This window comes from Pseudomonas sp. SF2 (assembly GCF_036858055.1).
Classification (GTDB): domain Bacteria; phylum Pseudomonadota; class Gammaproteobacteria; order Pseudomonadales; family Pseudomonadaceae; genus Aquipseudomonas.
The window spans coordinates 117,599-136,806 of the sequence record NZ_JAMBDI010000021.1 but is presented as its reverse complement, the minus strand read 5'-3'; the positions used below and the strand labels follow the sequence as shown (position 1 = coordinate 136,806).

At 64.2% G+C, this 19,208-nt stretch carries 18 protein-coding genes; 8 read left to right on the top strand and 10 right to left on the bottom strand.

Going from position 1 to position 19,208, the window contains the following annotated elements; all coding sequences use genetic code 11:
• Positions 1–50: 50 nt before the first annotated feature.
• The 5 genes from aroK to pilM are packed head-to-tail and all read right to left on the bottom strand — an operon-like array spanning position 51 to position 4,193.
• Positions 51–569, bottom strand: coding sequence for a shikimate kinase AroK (gene aroK / locus M2S36_RS14770; protein ID WP_028698445.1), 519 nt, complete (start codon positions 567–569; stop codon positions 51–53).
• A gap of 4 nt (positions 570–573) precedes the next feature.
• Positions 574–1,842, bottom strand: coding sequence for a type IV pilus secretin PilQ (locus M2S36_RS14765; RefSeq protein ID WP_333957362.1), 1,269 nt, complete (start codon positions 1,840–1,842; stop codon positions 574–576).
• A complete protein-coding gene (locus M2S36_RS14760) occupies positions 1,766–2,782 on the bottom strand; it encodes a pilus assembly protein PilP (protein ID WP_333957361.1) in 1,017 nt (338 codons plus the stop codon). The genes M2S36_RS14765 and M2S36_RS14760 overlap by 77 nt, the downstream gene beginning before the upstream one ends.
• A complete protein-coding gene (locus M2S36_RS14755; RefSeq protein ID WP_233688150.1) occupies positions 2,779–3,315 on the bottom strand; it encodes a PilN domain-containing protein in 537 nt (178 codons plus the stop codon). Before M2S36_RS14755 ends, M2S36_RS14760 begins: the two co-directional genes overlap by 4 nt.
• Positions 3,312–4,193 carry a type IV pilus biogenesis protein PilM gene (pilM, locus tag M2S36_RS14750; RefSeq protein ID WP_207828278.1) on the bottom strand — a complete coding sequence of 294 codons (882 nt, stop codon included), beginning with the start codon at positions 4,191–4,193 and terminating at the stop codon, positions 3,312–3,314. The genes M2S36_RS14755 and pilM overlap by 4 nt, the downstream gene beginning before the upstream one ends.
• A gap of 194 nt (positions 4,194–4,387) precedes the next feature.
• Here pilM and M2S36_RS14745 point away from each other — a divergent pair, with 194 nt between their 5' ends.
• The gene (locus tag M2S36_RS14745) at positions 4,388–6,838 is read left to right on the top strand and encodes a penicillin-binding protein 1A (protein WP_402800992.1); all 2,451 of its coding nucleotides are present in this window, start codon (positions 4,388–4,390) and stop codon (positions 6,836–6,838) included.
• Between the two features lie 189 nt (positions 6,839–7,027).
• Here the strand turns inward: M2S36_RS14745 and M2S36_RS14740 are convergent, their stop codons facing one another.
• The 3 genes from M2S36_RS14740 to rpmE form a co-directional block, all read right to left on the bottom strand.
• The gene (locus tag M2S36_RS14740) at positions 7,028–8,296 is read right to left on the bottom strand and encodes a malic enzyme-like NAD(P)-binding protein (protein WP_063912060.1); all 1,269 of its coding nucleotides are present in this window, start codon (positions 8,294–8,296) and stop codon (positions 7,028–7,030) included.
• 177 nt (positions 8,297–8,473) lie between these two features.
• Positions 8,474–9,295, bottom strand: coding sequence for a thermonuclease family protein (locus M2S36_RS14735; protein ID WP_233688148.1), 822 nt, complete (start codon positions 9,293–9,295; stop codon positions 8,474–8,476).
• 2 nt (positions 9,296–9,297) lie between these two features.
• Entirely contained in the window at positions 9,298–9,513 is a 216-nt protein-coding gene (gene rpmE / locus M2S36_RS14730) for a 50S ribosomal protein L31 (RefSeq protein ID WP_008092997.1), read from the bottom strand.
• A gap of 167 nt (positions 9,514–9,680) precedes the next feature.
• Here rpmE and M2S36_RS14725 point away from each other — a divergent pair, with 167 nt between their 5' ends.
• From M2S36_RS14725 to M2S36_RS14715, 3 genes are all read left to right on the top strand, one after another.
• Positions 9,681–11,900, top strand: a complete 2,220-nt coding sequence (locus M2S36_RS14725) for a primosomal protein N' (protein ID WP_333957358.1) — start codon at positions 9,681–9,683, stop codon at positions 11,898–11,900.
• 121 nt (positions 11,901–12,021) lie between these two features.
• Positions 12,022–13,758, top strand: a complete 1,737-nt coding sequence (gene argS / locus M2S36_RS14720; protein WP_207828261.1) for an arginine--tRNA ligase — start codon at positions 12,022–12,024, stop codon at positions 13,756–13,758.
• Between the two features lies 1 nt (position 13,759).
• Positions 13,760–14,458 carry an SPOR domain-containing protein gene (locus tag M2S36_RS14715; RefSeq protein ID WP_063912064.1) on the top strand — a complete coding sequence of 233 codons (699 nt, stop codon included), beginning with the start codon at positions 13,760–13,762 and terminating at the stop codon, positions 14,456–14,458.
• A gap of 126 nt (positions 14,459–14,584) precedes the next feature.
• Here the strand turns inward: M2S36_RS14715 and M2S36_RS14710 are convergent, their stop codons facing one another.
• Positions 14,585–15,001, bottom strand: a complete 417-nt coding sequence (locus M2S36_RS14710) for an NINE protein (protein ID WP_207828258.1) — start codon at positions 14,999–15,001, stop codon at positions 14,585–14,587.
• A gap of 166 nt (positions 15,002–15,167) precedes the next feature.
• On the opposite strand from M2S36_RS14710, the gene M2S36_RS14705 reads away from it, so the two are divergent.
• A complete protein-coding gene (locus M2S36_RS14705) occupies positions 15,168–15,806 on the top strand; it encodes a C40 family peptidase (protein WP_207828256.1) in 639 nt (212 codons plus the stop codon).
• 127 nt (positions 15,807–15,933) lie between these two features.
• On the opposite strand, the gene M2S36_RS14700 is transcribed toward M2S36_RS14705, so the two are convergent.
• Positions 15,934–16,932, bottom strand: a complete 999-nt coding sequence (locus M2S36_RS14700) for a type IV pilus twitching motility protein PilT (RefSeq protein ID WP_333957357.1) — start codon at positions 16,930–16,932, stop codon at positions 15,934–15,936.
• A 65-nt stretch (positions 16,933–16,997) separates the two neighbouring features.
• On the opposite strand from M2S36_RS14700, the gene M2S36_RS14695 reads away from it, so the two are divergent.
• From M2S36_RS14695 to M2S36_RS14685, 3 genes are read left to right on the top strand one after another with little or no spacing between them, the layout of a single operon-like run.
• Complete coding sequence (locus M2S36_RS14695; RefSeq protein ID WP_207828252.1) at positions 16,998–17,684, top strand: YggS family pyridoxal phosphate-dependent enzyme; 687 nt, start codon at positions 16,998–17,000, stop codon at positions 17,682–17,684.
• A gap of 38 nt (positions 17,685–17,722) precedes the next feature.
• The gene (proC, locus tag M2S36_RS14690; protein ID WP_207828250.1) at positions 17,723–18,541 is read left to right on the top strand and encodes a pyrroline-5-carboxylate reductase; all 819 of its coding nucleotides are present in this window, start codon (positions 17,723–17,725) and stop codon (positions 18,539–18,541) included.
• 10 nt (positions 18,542–18,551) lie between these two features.
• Positions 18,552–19,142, top strand: a complete 591-nt coding sequence (locus tag M2S36_RS14685) for a YggT family protein (RefSeq protein WP_063912070.1) — start codon at positions 18,552–18,554, stop codon at positions 19,140–19,142.
• The last annotated feature ends 66 nt before the right edge of the window (positions 19,143–19,208 follow it).

The window sequence follows — 19,208 nt, the reverse complement described above, 5'->3', positions numbered from 1 at the left end:
CGGTAACGTTGAACCTCGCCTCGGCGCTGGGGGCCGAGAATAGTCCCGGGCTAACGGGGCGGCAACTGCTGCAAGCGCTCGAGAATATCGATCACCACCATGCGTGGTGGCCGCTCGTCGGTTTCTACTACCAAGTCGGCGATCTCGCGGTAGAGCGGGTCGCGGGCTTCCAGCAGGGCGCGCAAGGTCGCCTCGGGATTGGCCGTGCGCAGCAGGGGGCGATTGCGATCGCGTGCGGTACGGCCAACCTGCTGTTCCACCGAAGCATGCAGGTAGATCACCCGGCCACCCTGATGCAGCGCCTGGCGGTTGGCTTCGCGCATTACCGCACCACCGCCGGTCGCCAGGACCACGCCGTCGAGTGCGCACAGCTCGGCGATCATCGCCTGCTCACGGTCACGGAAACCCGGCTCGCCTTCCTTGTCGAAAATCCACGGGATGTTGGCGCCGCATCGCAGTTCGATTTCCTTGTCGGAATCCTTGAACAGCAGGCGCAGCTCTTTGGCCAATAGGCGTCCAATGGTGCTTTTACCAGCGCCCATGGGCCCCACAAGTATCAAATTTCGCACAGAATCAACGACTCACAGCAATCGCCTGGTCATTCATGATACGCGGAGTCAGGAAGACCAGCAGCTCGGATTTTTTCTCTTGTAATGCATCGCGTCGAAACAGCCGCCCAACATACGGCAGATCGCCGAAAAATGGCACCTTGTCGACCACATTGTTTTGCGAGGTCGAGTACACGCCACCGATCACGATCGTTTCGCCGTCCGCCACGCGAACCCTGGCATTGACCTCGTTCTTGCGGATCGGCGGTACATTGTTCAAGGCATTGACGTAATCCGGCTCGTCCTTGGTCACCCTGACGGTCATGATCACCTTGTTGTCCGGAGTGATCTGCGGGGTCACCTCCAGCGACAGCGAGGCTTCGCGGAACGCGACCGAGGTGGCGCCACTCTTGCTGGTTTCCTGGTAAGGCACCTCGGTACCCTTGAGGATCCTGGCCGTTTCCTTGTCGGCAGTGACGACCTTGGGCTGCGAGATGATCTCGCCATTGCCGCTCTTTTCCATGGCACTGAGCTCCAGGTCGAGCAGCACGCCGCCACGCAGCAGGCCCAGGCCGATGCTGCTGCCCACGCGCTCCACTCCAAGGTCGACGAACAAATCCTTGCCCGGCCGCGGGCTTTCAACGTACAGCGGCCCACCCCAACGCACCCCCAGGTTCTTCTCGTAATCGACGTTGGCCTCGACGATACGTGCCTCTATTGCCACCTGGCGCACCGGCACGTCCAGCTGCGCCACCAGTTTCCGCAACTCGGCAAGGCGGTCGGCGGGCTGGTATACCACCAGGGTATTGGTGCGCTCATCGACACTCAGGCTACCTCGCCCGGTGAGAATACCGTCGTCCGCCAGGCTCGCCAGCAGCAACTCCGCCAGCTCGCCGGCGTTGGCATGATGGATGGGCAGCAGTTCCCGACGCAACGGCTGCAACTGCGCATCCAGCGCCTGCCCCATGCGGGCATCGACAGACTGCGCGGCAAACTCGGCCGCGGGCGCCACCAGCAGCACATTACCCTCCTGGCGCCGGGCCAGGCCCTTGCTGCTCAGCACGAGGTCCAGCGCCTGGTCCCACGGCACATCCTGCAAGCGCAAGGTGACGCTACCCTGCACGGCATCGCTGGCGACCAGATTGACGCCGGCATAGTCAGCCAGCACCTGCAGCAGCGAGCGCACTTCCACATCCTGGAAGTTCAGCGACAGCGGTTCACCCTGATGAGGCGTCGCCAACGCCAGCGGGATCGGCAGCACCGCTGCCAGCGCCCATTTCTTCAATGTTTTCATCGTGGTCCGGGGCCTCCTTGCCCAGGCGCTTTGCGAGGGTGATGAACGCCGTGCGCTCGTGCCACACCCCTGCCATGAACAGCCGTTCGCGTACTTCGACCTGGCTTTGATCAACCTTCGCCACCACCCCCAGATCACGCCCGACCCGGTCCCCAGGGCGCACGCGATAGAGCCTGCCAGCAGCCACCAGCAGTGCTTCGTGTTCTTCCCCACGCGACAGGCTGCCAACCATCTCCAGTTGCGCCAAAGGCACATTGGCCAGCCCGGTGCCCGTCAATCGCGTCGCACCGGGCGCAAACGGGTCGACTGCGGGCGCTGCGGCCATGCCCCTGGCAGGCATGCGCACAAGTGCAGCGGGCGCCGGCGTGGGGGCCAGCGCCTGATAGGCATCAACCCGCAACTGCAGGCGCAGCAGACCAGGCTGGCCAGCGACCGCTGCCAGCTGCAGGTCACCGCTGCGCAACACGCGCGCCTGGCCCAACCAATCGCTCAGCCACTGGCGCAAGGCCGCATAACGCCCCACCACCTGTAGCTCCAGCGGTACCTTGCGCAAACCGGCCTGTTGTTCGTCTTCGTGCACATCGAACCGCTCGATGAGCAAACCATGCGCATGCCCCGAAGCCGCCAGGCGGTCGAGCAGGTCGCTCATGTCCTCTCCGGCGGCCAGGTGCCAGTGCGCCTCCTGCAAGCGTTGCTCGGCAATGGCCACGGACGCCTGGAGCTGCTCCAGTTCGGCCAGCTGCACCGCACTGGCTGCCTGCTGTTCGTTCAGCTCTATGTACCGGGCCTTCTCGTGCGCCTGCTGCTGCAACACTGCCGGCAGACGTATCGCGCAGCCCAGGCCGAATAACGCCACGGCCACCAGCACTGGCGCCAGCTGCCTGAAGCGTCGGGAGCGCTCGGCCACGGCCAGCCAGCCGAGTACCAATGCAGCATTCACAACCAGAACGCCGAAAAACGCGCGCCCAGCAGGAATTCATCGCCGCCCGGCAGGCTCCTGATGCGCCTGAGTTCCAGACCGAACAACACATTCGAGCGGCTCAGGTCACGCATGAACTGCGCTACCACGGCACCGGACGTGGCCAGCCCGGTCATCTGCAGGCGGCCGTTTTCAAGGCTGAGGTCGAGTAGCTGCACCCCCACTGGCAACGCCCTCTCGAGGTCGGCGAACAGCCCGGCCAGCACATCCTGATGGGCGCGCAGGCCTTCCAGCGTGGCCGTGCGAGCCAGTAGTGCCTGGTGCTGCGCACGCACCTCGGCCAGCGGCTGCAATTGCTCGCCCAACACCTCAAGGGCTGCCTGGCGCTGGGTGTTGGCCAGCGCCTGCTGCTGCCCGCGCTGGCGGGCCAACTGGTCGACCAGCATCACGGCACACAGGGCCAGCAGCGCACCGGCGACCAGCTGCCTGCGAAAACACCGCAACGCCGCCTGACGCTGCCGTTCGCGCCAGGGCAGAAGGTTCAGCCGCATCATCGGTGCAACCCTCCAAGCGCCAGGGCGCTCGCCAGGATCATCGCGCCATCGAGGTGCTCCAGGCCTGCCAGGTCGGGCACCAGGTGACACGGCAGGTTCAACCGGGAGCCCAGGTCCTGCAGCCGGCCCGCCCCTATCGGCGAACGACTGGCGACCAACAGGCAATCGGGCAAAGGCTCATTGGCGAGCAGGTCCTGCAGGCGCTCCGGCAGCGCCCCCGATATCGTCGACATGCCCAGGCTCAGCTCACGCCGTTGCTGCGGCCAGCCCGACTGCCAGCTATAGAGGGTGGTGCTGTGCGCCTCGATACGCAGCAACGCCGCGCCCTGATGACTGCCCTGCGGCAGCATGCGACCCAAGGCAATGCTGTCAATCTCCACGGCCTCCAGCTGCAACCCGGCCTCCTCGACGACGGCTTCAAGTGGCGCCAGCGCACTCTGCCGACACGCAGCCACCATCACCTCGGCGCAACCTGGCTGGTCACGGGAGCCCCCCATGACCTGAAAATCCAGGGCCAGGTCTTCCAACGGAAATGGGAATAGCCGTTCGGCGTCAGCCAGCAGCTGCGCCTCCATCTCTGCTCCGCCCTGTTCCACTGGCAAGTGGCACAGCTTGCAGATCACCTGGTTGGCCGGCAGCGCCAGCGCTACCCGGCGCTGCCTGAGGCCGCTGCGTCGATAGGCACGCCTCAAGGCAGCCACAACGGCGGCAGGCTCTGCTACCCAATCACTGCCAGCCGGTGATTCGAACGGCTCTTGTAACGACACAAGCACCCTGCAGCGTCGGTTATGCCGCTGCAGTTGCACCATCCGAACGGTGTCAGGGGCAATTTCCACCCCCACGAGTGAACCGGCATCCTTGCCGAAGCGTCCTAGCATCGTGGCATCCTTGTTGTCTGTCGCAGCTATCTGCCTCAACCCCGCGCCAACACTGGGCCACGCAGGCCCATCGAGGCGACGGGCAGCCTGACCGGTAACCCGGAGAGGCGAAAAAATGCTTATAATGCCCAGCGTTTTCTGGTCCGCCGGACCTGCACGCAATCCACTCCCAACCTGGACACCGAAAAGCCTTGATACGCCTGCTGAAGTTCTTCTGGTGGTCTTCCGTCGCAGTCATCTGCGCGCTCGTACTCGGTGTGAGCGGTGCGTTTCTGTATCTTAGCCCCAGCCTGCCCTCGGTCGAATCGCTCAGAAGCATCCAGTTGCAGATCCCCCTCAGGGTGTACAGCAGCGACGGCAAGCTGATTGCCGAGTTCGGCGAAATGCGTCGCTCACCAATCCGTTTCGCGGAAATTCCCCCACAGTTCATCCAGGCGCTTCTGTCGGCCGAGGACGACAATTTCCTCAACCACTACGGTGTCGACCCCAGCAGCCTGATGCGCGCCGCGACCCAGCTGGTGAAAACCGGGCATATCCAGACCGGCGGCAGTACCATCACCATGCAGGTGGCGAAGAACTTCTTCCTCACCAGCGAGCGCAGTTTCTCGCGCAAGACCAACGAGATCCTGCTGGCCCTGCAGATCGAGCGTGAGCTGACCAAGGACGAGATCCTCGAGCTGTACGTGAACAAGATCTACCTGGGCAACCGCGCCTACGGTATCGACGCCGCTGCACAGGTGTACTACGGCAAGTCGATCCGCGACGTGAGCCTGGCGCAGATGGCGATGATCGCCGGCCTGCCCAAGGCACCTTCGCGCTTCAACCCGCTGGCCAACCCGGTGCGCGCCAAAGAACGCCGCGACTGGATCCTCGGCCGCATGTACAAGCTGGGCAAGATCGACGAAGCCAGCTACCAGGCAGCCCTGGCCGAGCCACTCAACGCCAGCTACCACGTGCCCGCACCTGAAGTGAATGCGCCTTACATCGCCGAAATGGCCCGTGCCGAAATGGTCGGCCGCTACGGCAGCGACGCCTATACCGAAGGCTTCCGCGTTACCACCACGGTGCCCAGCGACATGCAGGAAATGGCCAACAAGGCCATACTCAACGGCCTCTCCGACTACGACGAGCGCCACGGCTATCGCGGCCCCGAAGCACGCTTCCCGGGCCGCACCCAGGCGGTCTGGCTGCAGGAACTGGGCAAGCAGCGCAGCCTAGGCGGCCTGGAACCGGCCATCGTCACCCAGGTCGAAAAAAACGGCCTCAAGGTGCTGACCCGCGCTGGCCAGGAAGAGCTGGTTGCCTGGGACACCATGAAATGGGCGCGCCCGTTCATCAACAGCAACTCCCAGGGCCGTGCGCCGCAGTCACCGGCGGACGTGGCCCAGGTCGGCGACCTGGTGCGCGTGCAGCGCCTGGAGGATGGCAAGCTCAAGTTCAGCCAGGTACCTGGGGCGCAGAGTGCACTGGTCACCCTCGACCCCTACAACGGCGCCATCCGCGCCCTGGTCGGCGGTTTCTCGTTCGAACAGAGCAACTACAACCGCGCCATGCAGGCCAAGCGTCAGCCGGGCTCGAGCTTCAAGCCGTTCGTCTACAGTGCCGCCCTGGACAGTGGCTATACCGCATCCAGCCTGGTGAACGACGCACCGATCGTGTTCGTCGACGAGTACCTGGACAAGGTCTGGCGGCCGAAGAACGACACCAATACCTTCCTTGGCCCGATCCGCATGCGCGAGGCGCTGTACAAGTCACGCAACCTGGTGTCGATCCGCCTGCTGCAGGCCATGGGCGTGGACCGCACCATCGACTACATCGCCAAGTTCGGCTTCAACAAGCAGGACTTGCCACGCAACCTGTCGCTGGCACTGGGCACCGCCACCCTGACCCCGATGGAAATCGCTACCGGCTGGAGCACCTTTGCCAACGGCGGCTACAAGATCACCCCGTACCTGATCGAGCGCATCGAAAGCCGCAGCGGCGAGACGCTGTTTACCGCCAACCCGGCCCGGGTACCGCAAGGAGCCGAGGACCAGGCGGGCCTGGCAGCGCCCGAACAGCCGATCAGCACCGCAGCCATGCCGGGCGAGGCACCCGCTGCCTTCAGCCAGGTGGCGTCTGCACCGCAAGCGCCGGCGGTGGCCGAGCAGATCATCGACGGGCGCACCACCTACATCCTCACCAGCATGCTGCAGGACGTGATCAAGCGCGGTACCGGTCGCCGGGCGCTGGCCCTGGGCCGTACCGACCTGGCAGGCAAGACCGGTACCACCAACGAGTCCAAGGACGCCTGGTTCTCCGGCTACAACGCCGACTACGTGACTACCGTGTGGGTTGGTTTCGACCAGCCCGAAACCCTGGGCCGCCGCGAGTATGGCGGCACCGTGGCGCTACCGATCTGGATGAGTTTCATGGGTGCGGCACTCAAGGACAAGCCTGAGCATGCGCCTGCCGAGCCGGAAGGCATCCTCAGTCTGCGCGTCGACCCGGTCAGCGGCCGTGCCGCTTCGCCGAGCACGCCGAATGCCTACTTCGAGCTGTTCAAGGCCGAGGACTCGCCGCCGTCGGTGGACGAACTGGGCACTGGCGCAGCACCGGGCAGCCCGCTGCCGGCGGATGAAGCGGCACCGATGGATCTGTTCTAAGAGCCCTCGAAGGCAACACCGACCCTGTGGGAGCGGGCATGCCCGCGAACACCGGCGTAGCCGGTGCCAGCCTCCGCGCTGGATTCTTCGCGGGCACGCCCGCTCCCACAAAGGCCGCGCCAACCCCACCGGCAAACAAAAAGCCCCGGCTCATGCGAGCCGGGGCTTTTTTGTGTCGCCAGGCAGCAATCAGCCTTTGAACACGTCATCCACGCTGGTCAGCGGGTAGTGCTTCGGATACGGCAGGGTAGCCACGCCGGATTCGATGGCGGCCTTGGCCACAGCGTCGGAAACGACGGTGATCAGGCGGGCGTCCAGCGGCTTCGGAATGATGTACTCACGGCCGAACTCCAGAGCCTGTACGCCGTAGGCGTCGCACACTTCCTTCGGCACTGGCAGCTTGGCCAGGTCTTTCAGGGCGATGGCGGCAGCGATCTTCATTTCTTCGTTGATGCGCTTGGCGCGAACGTCCAGGGCACCACGGAAGATGAACGGGAAGCCCAGTACGTTGTTGACCTGGTTCGGGTAGTCGGAACGACCGGTCGCCATGATCACGTCGCTGCGAGTGGCGTGAGCCAGCTCTGGCGCGATTTCCGGGTCCGGGTTCGAGCAGGCGAACACGATCGGGTTGGCAGCCATCGACTTCAGGCCTTCGGCGCTCAGCAGGTTCGGGCCGGACAGGCCTACGAACACGTCGGCACCGTCGAGGGCGTCAGCCAGGGTGCGCTTGTCGGTGGCGTGAGCGAACTGAGCCTTGTACTGGTTCAGGTCGTCACGGCCAGCGTGAATCACGCCGCTGCGGTCGATCATGTAGATGTTCTCGACCTTGGCACCCATGCTCACCAGCAGCTTCATGCAGGAGATGGCCGCAGCGCCGGCACCCAGGCAGACGATCTTGGCGTCTTCCAGCTTCTTGCCGGCGATTTCCAGGGCGTTGATCATGCCGGCCGCGGTCACGATGGCGGTACCGTGCTGGTCATCGTGGAATACCGGGATGTCGCACTGTTCGATCAGGGTGCGCTCGATTTCAAAGCACTCAGGTGCCTTGATGTCTTCGAGGTTGATGCCACCGAAGGTGATCGAGATGCGGCGAACGGTGTCGATGAACGCTTGCGGGCTTTCCGATTCGACTTCGATGTCGAACACGTCGATACCGGCGAAACGCTTGAACAGAACACCCTTGCCTTCCATGACCGGCTTGGAAGCCAGTGGGCCGAGGTCGCCCAGACCGAGGATGGCGGTGCCATCGGAAATCACCGCAACCAGGTTGCCTTTGCCGGTGTATTTGTAAGCCAGCTCTGGATCACGGCCGATTTCGCGCACGGGCTCAGCAACACCTGGGCTGTAGGCCAGGGCGAGGTCACGGGCGGTGGCAGTGGGCTTGGAGAGCTCGACGCTCAGTTTCCCCGGACGAGGTTGAGCGTGGTATTCGAGAGCGGCGGTTTTCAGGTCTGACATGGTGGGCATTCCGCTATTTACTGTTCTGACGGACCGCCGAGGATACGCAAAGAGCCGGGGAGTCACAAGACTGGTCGGTCACTTGTGTCAAGGCCTTTAGCCTACGACTTTACGCTATAACCCACGGGGCATACGGCTCACAGTGTGTACAATCTAATAGCGAAATGTCTACATCTTTTAGCCTGAAATGCGCTCCAACATGCTCGGATCGGTCAACGGCAACACCCAGCGTCGCTGCCCGGGTTTGAGGCCGCCCTTGCGGGAACGATCCAGCACCCAACCACGCGCTTCGACCTGGCGTCCCTTGAGGTTATCGAAGAAGCTGGCGGGGAAGTTGCGTTGCAGACGAGCGGGAACCTGCAGCACCACAGCACTGTCCAGGGTCAGCCAGACCCCGCCCCGGTTGCGCTCCACGCCTTCGATGCGGCCTGCAATGATCGCGAAACCCGACTGCCTCACATCCCCAGCACGCACCACCGGCGAACGGCGCCACAGTCCGCTGCCAGCCTTGCGCGCTGCCTGCTCGGCAAGCTGTTGGCAAGCGCTGAGGCGCACATTGGGGGCAACCGCCACACGATAACCCAGGCCCTCGCTGAGCAATTGCGCTTCCAGATTGTCGCCATTGCGGCCGTAGATGTGCGCCAGCGTACGGCCGTATTTGTCCCTGGCCTCGATGCCCGGCACCAGCCCGACACGCCCGTCACTGGCCTTGACCAACGCCTGCAGGCGCTGCCTGGCGGCCTCGGCATAGGGCTCGCTGGTGCGGCCGTTGCGGCCGATTTCCGGGGTATTTATGCCGATCAGGCGCACACTGCGGCCATCGACCAGGCGCAAGGTATCGCCATCCACCACCTGGCGTACCGCCACCTGCTGCATTTGCTCTGGCAGTGGGCAGAACGCCAGGGCCGGGACATGCCAGATGACGCCCATAAAAAAAGCGCCCACAAGGGGCGCTTTTTTCAGCAGCAACGCGAAGCCCGAAGGATTCGCCATGCGCATGATTACTTCTTGGTACCGAACATACCGAAGCGATCGGCGAACTTCTGTACGCGACCACCGGTGTCCAGGACTTTCTGCTTACCGGTGTAGAACGGGTGGCACAGGTTGCAAACGTCGATCGCCAGGGTGTTGCCCAGGGTCGAACGCGTTTCGAATTTGTTGCCGCAGCTGCAGGTGACTGCAACTACTTCGTAGTTCGGATGAATATCTGCTTTCATGGTCACTTCCTCGAGCTGCGTGCCGCCACCCAACACCAATTGTTGAATACCGCACGTAATTAGGCGGCGAATAATACCAGAGCATCACGCCAACGCAAGTTGTCGCTTGCACCGACCGTCGTCTGCTAGGCTCGCCAGTCTTTGAAACGCCCTCCGAGACTTTCCGCGTGTCCGACGTCATCCTGCGCCTTGCCCTGCCCTCTCCGCTGCGTCGCCTGTTCGACTACAAGGCGCCGGCAAGCATGGCGCGCCAGACCCTGACCCCGGGCATGCGCATTCGCGTGCCATTCGGCCGCCGCGAAATGATCGGCGTGCTGGTGGAGGTGTGCGAGCAGAGCGAAGTGCCAGCCGACAAGCTAAAGCCGGCCAGCGCCCTGCTCGACCCGGTGTCGCCGATCCCGCCGTCGCTATTCAAATTGTGCCTGTGGACCGCCCAGTACTACCAGCACAGCCTGGGCGACACGCTGAGCTGGGCCTTGCCAACCCTGTTGCGCCAGGGTGAACCCGCCGAAATGCGCCAGGAGCGCTTCTGGCACGTCGCCCCCGGCGCCCGCCTGGAAGACCCGCGCATCGCCCGTGCACCACGCCAGCGCGATGCCCTCAAGACCCTGGCCCAGCACCCGCACGGTGTGGCCCACAGCCTGCTGGCCAAGCTCAACCTGAACAAGGACAGCCTCGACCTGCTGCTGGCCAAGGACCTGGTGCAGATCGAGGTCCGCCGCCACCTGCCGACGCTGCGCCATGAACACTGGCTGGCCCAGCCGGAACTACCGCTCAACGAAGAGCAACGCGACGCCTTCGACGCCGTATGCGAAGGCTTTGGCGGCTTTGGTGCCTTCCTGCTGGCCGGTGTCACCGGCAGCGGCAAGACCGAGGTGTACCTGCAGCTGATCCGCGAAACCCTCGAAGCCGGCAAGCAGGCCCTGGTACTGATCCCGGAGATCAACCTCGGCCCACAGACCCTGGCCCGCTTCGAGCAACGCTTCAACGCCCGCATCGCCCTGCTGCATTCGGCGGTGAACGACCGCGAGCGCCTGGATGCCTGGCTGGCCGCCCGGGATGGCGAGGCCGACATCATCATCGGCACCCGCTCGGCGCTGTTCACGCCGATGAAGAACCCCGGCCTGATCATCATCGACGAGGAGCACGACGGTTCCTATAAACAGCAGGAAGGCTTGCGCTACCACGCCCGCGACCTGGCGCTGGTGCGCGCCCACCAGGAAAACATCCCGATCCTGCTCGGTTCTGCCACGCCATCGCTGGAAACCCTGCACAATGCCCTGACCGGTCGCTACCGCCTGCTGCGCATGAACCAGCGCGCCGGCGGCGCCCGCCCGCCGCGCATGCTGCGTCTGGATGTGAAGAGCCTGCCGCTGGACAGCGGCATCAGCGGTCCGCTGCAGCAGGCCATCCGCCAGACCCTGGAGGCGGGCCAGCAAGTGCTGGTGTTCCTCAACCGCCGCGGCTTCGCCCCGACCTTGCTGTGCCACGATTGCGGCTGGCTGTCCGAATGCCCGCGCTGCGATGCACGCATGACCGTGCACCAGCGCTCCGGCGTGCTGCGCTGCCACCATTGCGGCTATGACGAGCGCCTGCCGCAGCAGTGCCCGCAGTGCAACCACGTTGACCTGCGCCCGGTCGGTGCCGGCACCGAGCGCGCCGAAGAGCGCCTGAAAGTGCTGTTCCCGGATTACCCGATCCTGCGCGTGGACCGCGACAGCACGGCACGCAAGGACGCCATGTACAACCTGTTCAGCACCATCCAGCGCGGCCAGCCGAGCATCCTTGTCGGCACCCAGATGCTCGCCAAGGGCCACCACTTCCCGCGGGTGACTCTGGTGGCCATCCTCGATGCCGATGGCGGGCTGTTCTCCGGCGATTTCCGCGCCAGCGAACGCATGGCGCAGCTGATCGTGCAGGTTGCCGGGCGGGCCGGGCGGGCCGAGGAACCCGGCAAGGTCATCATCCAGACCCACCTGGCCGACCATCCGCTGCTGGTGCAGCTTACCGAGCAGGGCTACTTCGCCTTCGCCGAGCAGGCCCTGGACGAACGCCGCGCCGCCGGGCTGCCGCCTTACTCGCACCTGGCACTGCTGCGCGCCGAAGCGCACAAGCCCGGGCAGGCCGAAGGTTTCCTCGACGAGGCCTGTGCCGCCGCCGAGCGCCTGGTGGCCGAACAGCAGCTGCCTGGCATCGAGCTGCTGGGGCCGGTACCGGCCCCCATGGAGCGCCGCGCCGGGCGCTTCCGCGCGCAATTGTTGATACAGGCCAATACGCGGGCGCCTTTGCATCGACTGATCAGCGCCTGGTTGCTAGTGTTGGAGCAGATGCCGAGCGGGCGCCAGGTGCGTTGGTCGCTGGATGTCGACCCGGTAGACCTTTATTGATCCTGCGGGCTGCTTTGCAGCCCCAAAGGTTGGCAACCCGCCCCCAGCCACGGATAATGCCCAGTTTTTCCACCTGCGCATCCAAGCGCTCCACCGCGCTTGCGGTCGAAAAGAGATCCCCATGAAAGACACCATTCGCCAGCTGATCCAGCAAGCCCTCACCCAACTCGTCACCGACGGTGTGCTGCCTGAAGGGCTGTCGCCGGCGATCCAGGTGGAAAACGCCCGGGACAAGACCCACGGCGACTTTGCCAGCAACATCGCCATGATGCTGGCCAAGCCGGCCGGCATGAAGCCGCGCGACCTGGCCGAGAAACTGATCAATGCCCTGCCGGCCAGCGCCGACATCAGCAAGGTCGAGATCGCCGGCCCCGGCTTCCTCAACTTCTTCCAGAACACCGACGCCCTGGCCAACCGCCTGGATGCTGCACTGGCCGACGCCCACCTGGGCGCGCGCAAGGCCGGCCCTGCGCAAAAGGTGGTGATCGACATGTCGGCACCCAACCTGGCCAAGGAGATGCACGTCGGCCACCTGCGTTCGACCATCATCGGTGACAGTGTGGCGCGCGTGCTGGAGTTTCTCGGTGATGACGTGATCCGCCAGAACCACGTGGGCGACTGGGGCACCCAGTTCGGCATGCTGCTGGCTTACCTGGAAGAAAACCCGATCACCAGCGACGAGCTGTCGGACCTGGAAAACTTCTACCGTGCCGCCAAGAAGCGCTTCGACGAATCCGAAGAATTCGCCACCCGCGCCCGCGGCCTGGTGGTCAAGCTGCAGGCCGGCGACGCGGACTGCATGGCCCTGTGGACGCGCTTCAAGGACATTTCGCTGTCGCACTGCCAGAAAACCTACGAGCTGCTCAACGTCAAGCTGACCATGGCCGACGTGATGGGTGAAAGCGCCTACAACGACGACCTGGCCAACGTGGTTGCCGACCTCAAGGCCAAGGGCCTGCTGGTCGAAGACCAGGGCGCCCAGTGCGTGTTCCTCGACGAGTTCAAGAACAGCGAAGGCGAACCACTGCCGGTAATCGTGCAGAAGGCCGACGGCGGCTACCTGTACGCCACCACCGACCTGGCCGCCGTGCGCTACCGCAGCAACGTGCTCAAGGCGGACCGCGCCCTGTACTTCGTCGACCAGCGCCAGGCCCTGCACTTCAACCAGGTGTTCGAAGTTGCACGCCGCGCAGGCTTCGTCGGCCACCCGATGCAGATGGAACACATGGGCTTCGGCACCATGAACGGCGCCGACGGCCGCCCGTTCAAGACCCGTGACGGCGGCACCGTGAAGCTGATCGACCTGCTCACCGAGGCCAAGGAGCGCGCCTACGCGCTGGTCAAGGAAAAGAACCCGAGCCTGGCCGACGAAGAACTGCGCCACATCGGTGAAGTGGTGGGCATTGGCGCGGTGAAGTACGCCGACCTGTCCAAGCACCGCACCAGCGACTACAGCTTCAACTTCGAACTGATGCTCAACTTCGAAGGCAACACCGCGCCTTACCTGTTGTACGCCTACACCCGCGTGGCCGGCGTGTTCCGCAAGCTGGGCAAGGGCTTCGATGAAGTCGAAGGCAACATCGTGCTGCAGGCTGCCCACGAGCAGGACCTGGCCGCGCGCCTGGCGCAGTTTGGCGAAATCCTCAACAACGTCGCCGACAAGGGCACGCCGCACGTGCTGTGCAGCTACCTGTACGACCTGGCCGGCCTGTTCTCCAGCTTCTACGAGAACTGCCCGATTCTGGCTGCCGATACCCCGGAGCAACAACAGAGCCGCCTGCGCCTGGCAGCCCTGACTGGCCGCACCCTCAAGCAAGGTCTGGAACTGCTCGGCCTGGAAACCCTGGAGCGCATGTAAGTTGGCTGCCAAGAAAAAACCCGCACCCAAACGCGGCGCCAGCCGCCAGACGGCGCCGGCCAAGCAGCCGATTCCCGGTTGGGTATGGCTGGCGGTCGGCCTGACCGTAGGCGCGTTCATCGTGTTCCTGATGAAACTCGAGCCCGGTGGCGAAGACATCAAGCGCACCAAGCCTGAGCAGCAGAAGGCGGAGAAAGTGGCCGAAGCTGGCAAGCCGGCGCAGGCCACCCCGCAGCAGCCGGTGAAGCCGAAGTATGACTTCTACACGCTGCTGCCGGAGTCCGAGGTGATCGTGCCGCCGGAGGCCGTGCCAGAGAAAACGCCTCCAGTACCGGCCCAACCGGTGACTCCGGTGACACCGGCCGAAGCGGCGAAGATCGACACGGCGCGCGCCCAGGCAGCGCTGATGGGGCAGACTCCGCCACCGGCACCACCGGTGATCAAGCCGGCGGCGACCACCCAGTTCTTCCTGCAGGCAGGCTCGTTCCGCAAGCAGGCCGATGCCGACAAGGTGCGCGCGCAGATCATTCTGCTGGGCCAGGCAGTGAAGGTAGAGTCGGGCACGGTCAAGGACGAAACCTGGTACCGCGTACTGGTGGGCCCGTTCAGCAACCGTGAGCAGCTTACCGGGGCGCAGAAACAGTTGGCCGGGGCAGGTTTCAGCAACCTGTTGCTGCAGCAGCGGCAGACCCGTCAGTAACAAAAAAGGCCTTGCCGCTTCGGTGCGACAGGCCTTTTTCATAGGCGCTTCCGGCCTCTTCGCGGGTGAACCCGCTCCCACAGGGCTCTATGGTGCCTGTAGGAGCGGGTTCACCCGCGAATAATTTCAGCGCGATGCGTTCCGCTCGGAAACCTGGCTGTTCAGCGTCCAGAAGTCATACAGCACCCCCACCAGGAACAGCCCGCCGGTAAAGAAGTAGATGATCGCGGTCACCCACTTGCCCTGGTACAGCCGGTGCAGGCCAAACACCCCGAGGAAGGTCAGCAGGATCCAGGCGATGTTGTAGTCAACGCGCCCGGACTGGAACCTCAGGTCGGCTTCACGGTCCATGGACGGGATCAGGAACAGGTCGATCAACCAACCGATGCCCAGCAGGCCCAGGGTGAAGAACCAGATGGTGCCGGTGACGGGCTTGCCGTAATAGAAGCGATGCGACCCGGTAAAGCCGAAAATCCATAGCAGATAGCCAATGGTCTTGCTGTGGGTGTCGTGAAACGGCGCCCCCTGTTGATAACTGTTCATTCATAGCCCCCTTGGGTTATCCGAAAATTTTCTAAAAAAAAATGTGACTTTCTTGTCGCAGGCCGACGTACGGCACCTGAACAATCGACCAACGGATCAAAGACTGATCAAAAAGCTGTTATAAAGTTGCGCGCCCAACACATAACTATTCATAAGAGCTTCATCTATGCCGCCTTTACTCAAGACATGGCTGACCCTCTGCCTATTATTGCCCCTGGCCGCCCACGCCACCAACCGTGAGCAACGTCTTCCCAATGGTTTCACCGGCTATACCACCAACGCCTCGGTGAGACACGCACCGGTCAAGCAGACCGCGCTGCGCACCCGCCCAGGCAATGCTGCCAGCAGCAGCCGCGGCGTGCCCGGCATGCCGATCGCTGCCATGTCGCCGAAGCAGAGCAGCGATGTGCTCAGCCGTGCGGTGAATGTGCTCGGCACCCCTTATGTCTGGGGCGGCAGCAGCCCGAAGAAAGGCTTCGACTGCAGCGGGCTGGTCAAATACGCCTTCAACGACGTCGCCGACGTCGACCTGCCGCGCACCTCCAATGCCATGGCCCAGGGCCACGGCGTGAAGGTGGCCAAGGGTGACCTCAAGCCAGGTGACCTGATCTTCTTCAACATCAAGAGCCGCCGGGTGAACCACGTTGCCATCTACCTGGGCAACGACCGCTTCATCCATGCACCACGCCGTGGCAAGCGGGTAAGCATCGACACCCTGAGCAAGCCTTACTGGCAGAAGCATTACGTAGTGGCCAAGCGGGTGCTGCCGAAAGAACAGCAGCAGCTGAACCTGGCCAAGCGCTGAGCTGATCGGCGCTCTCCTGCCCGGGCCTCTTCGCGGGTAAACCCGCTCCCACAGGTACACCACAGCATTCGAAGGCTGTGTTATCCATGTGGGAGCGGGTTTACCCGCGAAAGGGCCAGCACAGGCACTATAGATCGCTGATCAGCCCCCTCTCCTTCAACCCTCGCATCGCCCCCTCCATCGTCCGCATCCCGTCCGCACCACCCGCCTGCATCACCGAACACAACTGCGCCATCCGCCCCTCCCGAACCAGGTTGCGCACCGCTGGCGTCACCACCAGCACTTCCCGCGCCGCAATCCGCCCACCACCCGCACGCCTGACCAGTACCTGCGCCACCACCAGGCGCAATGACTCGGCCAGCATCGTCCGCACCAGCGGCTTTTCCTCGGCAGCAAACACCTCCACCAACCGGTCAATGCTGTTGGCCGCCGAACGCGTATGCATGGTCGCCAGCACCAGGTGCCCGGTCTCGGCCGCGCGCAAGGCCAGGCGAATGGTTTCCAGGTCGCGCAGCTCACCGATCATGATCACATCCGGGTCCTGGCGCAGGGCACTGCGTAGCCCTTGGGCGAACCCACCGCAGTGGCGACCGATCTCACGCTGGTTGACCAGGCTGCGCTGGCTGCTGTGGATAACTTCGACAGGGTCTTCGAGGGTAATGATATGCAGTGCCCGATCACGGTTCAGCTGGTCCAGTAGCGTCGCCAGGGTGCTGGACTTGCCGCTGCCGGTCGGCCCACCCACCAGGATCAAGCCATCACTGCACTGCGCAACAGCTTGAAACACATCCCTCAGGTCGAGTTCATCGAGCGTGGCGATGCGCCCCGGGATCAGGCGAAAGGTGGCGGCAGGGCCATGCAACTGGCGAAACAGGTTCAGCCGAAAGCGCCCGAGCGCAGGCAGTTCCAGCGCCAGGTCCAGCTCATCACCCTGGGCCCATTGCCGGCGCTGGTCTTCACCCAACATGGGTGCCAGCCCCTCGATCAAGGCGGCCGAGCACAAGGCCGGCAGGGCCATGCGCTGCAGCTCGCCATCCAGGCGCAACATCGGTATCTGCCCCGCTGCCAGGTGCAGGTCGCAAGCCCCCGCATCTACAGCCCGGGCCAACAGGTCGGTCACATCCATGAGACTCCCCAAAGGCCTTCAAGTAGGTAGAATGCCGCAAACCCCACAGCCGCCGGCATCAGTCCATGTCCACCCTAGCAGACAACCTTTCCGCTATTTCCGCCCGTATCACCAGCGCTGCCCAGGCTGCCGGGCGCGATCCGGCCAGCGTCCAGTTGCTGGCCGTGAGCAAGACCAAGCCAGCCAGCGCCATCCGTGAGATCCATGCCGCTGGCGTACGCGATGTCGGGGAAAATTACCTACAGGAAGCGCTGACAAAGCAGCAGGCACTCAGCGACCTGCCCTTGATCTGGCACTTCATCGGCCCCATTCAGTCGAACAAGACCAAGGCCATCGCCGAGCATTTCGACTGGGTACATTCCGTGGACCGCCTGAAAATCGCCCAACGCCTGTCGGAGCAGCGCCCGGCCGGGCTGGCGCCACTGAACATCTGCCTGCAGGTGAACGTCAGCGGCGAAGACAGCAAGTCTGGCTGCGCCCCTGCCGACCTGCCGGCCCTGGCCAAGGCGGTAGCCGCGCTGCCCAACCTGTGCCTGCGCGGGCTGATGGCCATCCCCGAACCCACCGATGACCGAGCCGCCCAGGAAGCCGCCTTCGCCACCCTGCGCCAGCTGCAGGAAGGCCTGGGCCTTGGCCTGGACACCCTGTCCATGGGCATGAGCCACGACCTGGAAGCGGCCATTGCACAGGGGGCGACCTGGGTGCGTATCGGCACCGCCCTGTTCGGTGCCCGCGACTACGGGCAGCCCTGATTCCATGCTTTACTCACTCTTCCCCACAAGGACCTGACATGAGCAAGACTCGTATTGCCTTTATCGGCGCCGGCAACATGGCCGCCAGCCTGATCGGTGGTCTGCGTGCCCAGGGCCTGGACGCCTCGCAGATCCGCGCCAGCGACCCGGGCGCCGAGACCCGCAGCCGCATCCAGGCCGAGCACGGCATCGAAACCTTCGAGAACAACGCCCAGGCCATCGATGGCGCCGACGTCATCGTGCTGGCGGTCAAGCCGCAGGTCATGAAAGCCGTGTGCCAGGCCCTGCAACCGAACCTGCAGGATGGCCAGCTGATCGTTTCCATCGCCGCCGGCATCACCTGCGCCAGCCTGCAGAGCTGGGTGGGTGCTCGCCCGGTGGTGCGCTGCATGCCCAACACCCCGGCACTGCTGCGCCAGGGCGTCAGCGGCCTGTACGCCACCGCCGAAGTGTCCGGCGCACAGCGCGAGCAGGCCGAGCAACTGCTGTCGGCCGTGGGCACCGCCCTGTGGCTGGAACAGGAGCAGCAACTGGACGCCGTGACCGCCGTCTCCGGCAGCGGCCCGGCGTACTTCTTCCTGCTGATCGAGGCCATGACCGCGGCGGGCGAAAAGCTTGGCCTGCCACGTGAAACCGCCTCCCAGCTGACCCTGCAGACAGCCCTGGGCGCCGCGCGCATGGCGGTTGCCAGCGATGTCGATGCCGCCGAACTGCGCCGCCGGGTCACCTCGCCTGCCGGCACCACGGAAGCTGCGATCAAGTCGTTCCAGGCCAGCGGCTTCGAAGCCATCGTCGAACAGGCGCTGCAGGCCGCGGCCACACGCTCCGCAGAGCTGGCCGAACAATTGGGCAAATAAGGAGCCATAGATGAATGCACTGTCCGGCGCCGCGATCTTCGTGGTGCAAACCCTGGTCAGCCTGTACCTGGTGATCGTCCTGCTGCGCTTCGTCCTGCAGCTGGTCAAGGCCAACTTCTACAACCCGCTGTGCCAGTTCGCCGTGCGTGCCACACAGCCGCTGCTCAAGCCGATTCGCCGGGTCATCCCCAGCGTCGGCGGGCTGGACACCTCGTCTCTGCTACTGTCGGTGCTCATCCAGGCGCTGCTGATGGCCTTCGTGCTGATGGTCACCTACGGCACCTTCGGTGACATCCTGCACCTGCTGATGTGGGCAATCATCGGTATCACCTCGCTATTCCTGAAGATTTTCTGGGTGGCGATGATCGTCATGGTGATCGTGTCCTGGGTGGCCCCCAACAGCCACAACCCCGCAGCTGAGCTGGCCTACCAGATCAGCGAGCCGGTGCTGGCACCGTTCCGCCGCATCGTGCCCAACCTGGGCGGCATGGATATCTCGCCGATCTTCGCCTTCCTTGCGATCCAGGTAATCCAGTCGTTCGTCATGCCGCCGCTGGCCGCCTATGCCGGCATGCCACAAGAGCTGTGGCGGATGATCTGAGCCTCACCTGACCTTGGTTGCTTCCAGCGGCAAGCCTTTGCTTGCCGCTGGGGGTAGCGCTCTTTA

Bases quoted from the DNA above. Each gene is read 5' to 3' on its own strand.
- proC (WP_207828250.1), top strand. From the start codon at position 17,723: ATGAGCAAGACTCGTATTGCCTTTATCGGCGCCGGCAACATGGCCGCC.
- M2S36_RS14695 (WP_207828252.1), top strand. From the start codon at position 16,998: ATGTCCACCCTAGCAGACAACCTTTCCGCTATTTCCGCCCGTATCACC.
- pilM (WP_207828278.1), bottom strand. From the start codon at position 4,193: ATGCTAGGACGCTTCGGCAAGGATGCCGGTTCACTCGTGGGGGTGGAA.
- rpmE (WP_008092997.1), bottom strand. From the start codon at position 9,513: ATGAAAGCAGATATTCATCCGAACTACGAAGTAGTTGCAGTCACCTGC.
- M2S36_RS14710 (WP_207828258.1), bottom strand. From the start codon at position 15,001: ATGAACAGTTATCAACAGGGGGCGCCGTTTCACGACACCCACAGCAAG.
- M2S36_RS14755 (WP_233688150.1), bottom strand. From the start codon at position 3,315: ATGATGCGGCTGAACCTTCTGCCCTGGCGCGAACGGCAGCGTCAGGCG.
- M2S36_RS14765 (WP_333957362.1), bottom strand. From the start codon at position 1,842: ATGAAAACATTGAAGAAATGGGCGCTGGCAGCGGTGCTGCCGATCCCG.
- M2S36_RS14735 (WP_233688148.1), bottom strand. From the start codon at position 9,295: ATGCGCATGGCGAATCCTTCGGGCTTCGCGTTGCTGCTGAAAAAAGCG.
- argS (WP_207828261.1), top strand. From the start codon at position 12,022: ATGAAAGACACCATTCGCCAGCTGATCCAGCAAGCCCTCACCCAACTC.
- M2S36_RS14685 (WP_063912070.1), top strand. From the start codon at position 18,552: ATGAATGCACTGTCCGGCGCCGCGATCTTCGTGGTGCAAACCCTGGTC.
- M2S36_RS14700 (WP_333957357.1), bottom strand. From the start codon at position 16,932: ATGGATGTGACCGACCTGTTGGCCCGGGCTGTAGATGCGGGGGCTTGC.
- M2S36_RS14705 (WP_207828256.1), top strand. From the start codon at position 15,168: ATGCCGCCTTTACTCAAGACATGGCTGACCCTCTGCCTATTATTGCCC.
- M2S36_RS14740 (WP_063912060.1), bottom strand. From the start codon at position 8,296: ATGTCAGACCTGAAAACCGCCGCTCTCGAATACCACGCTCAACCTCGT.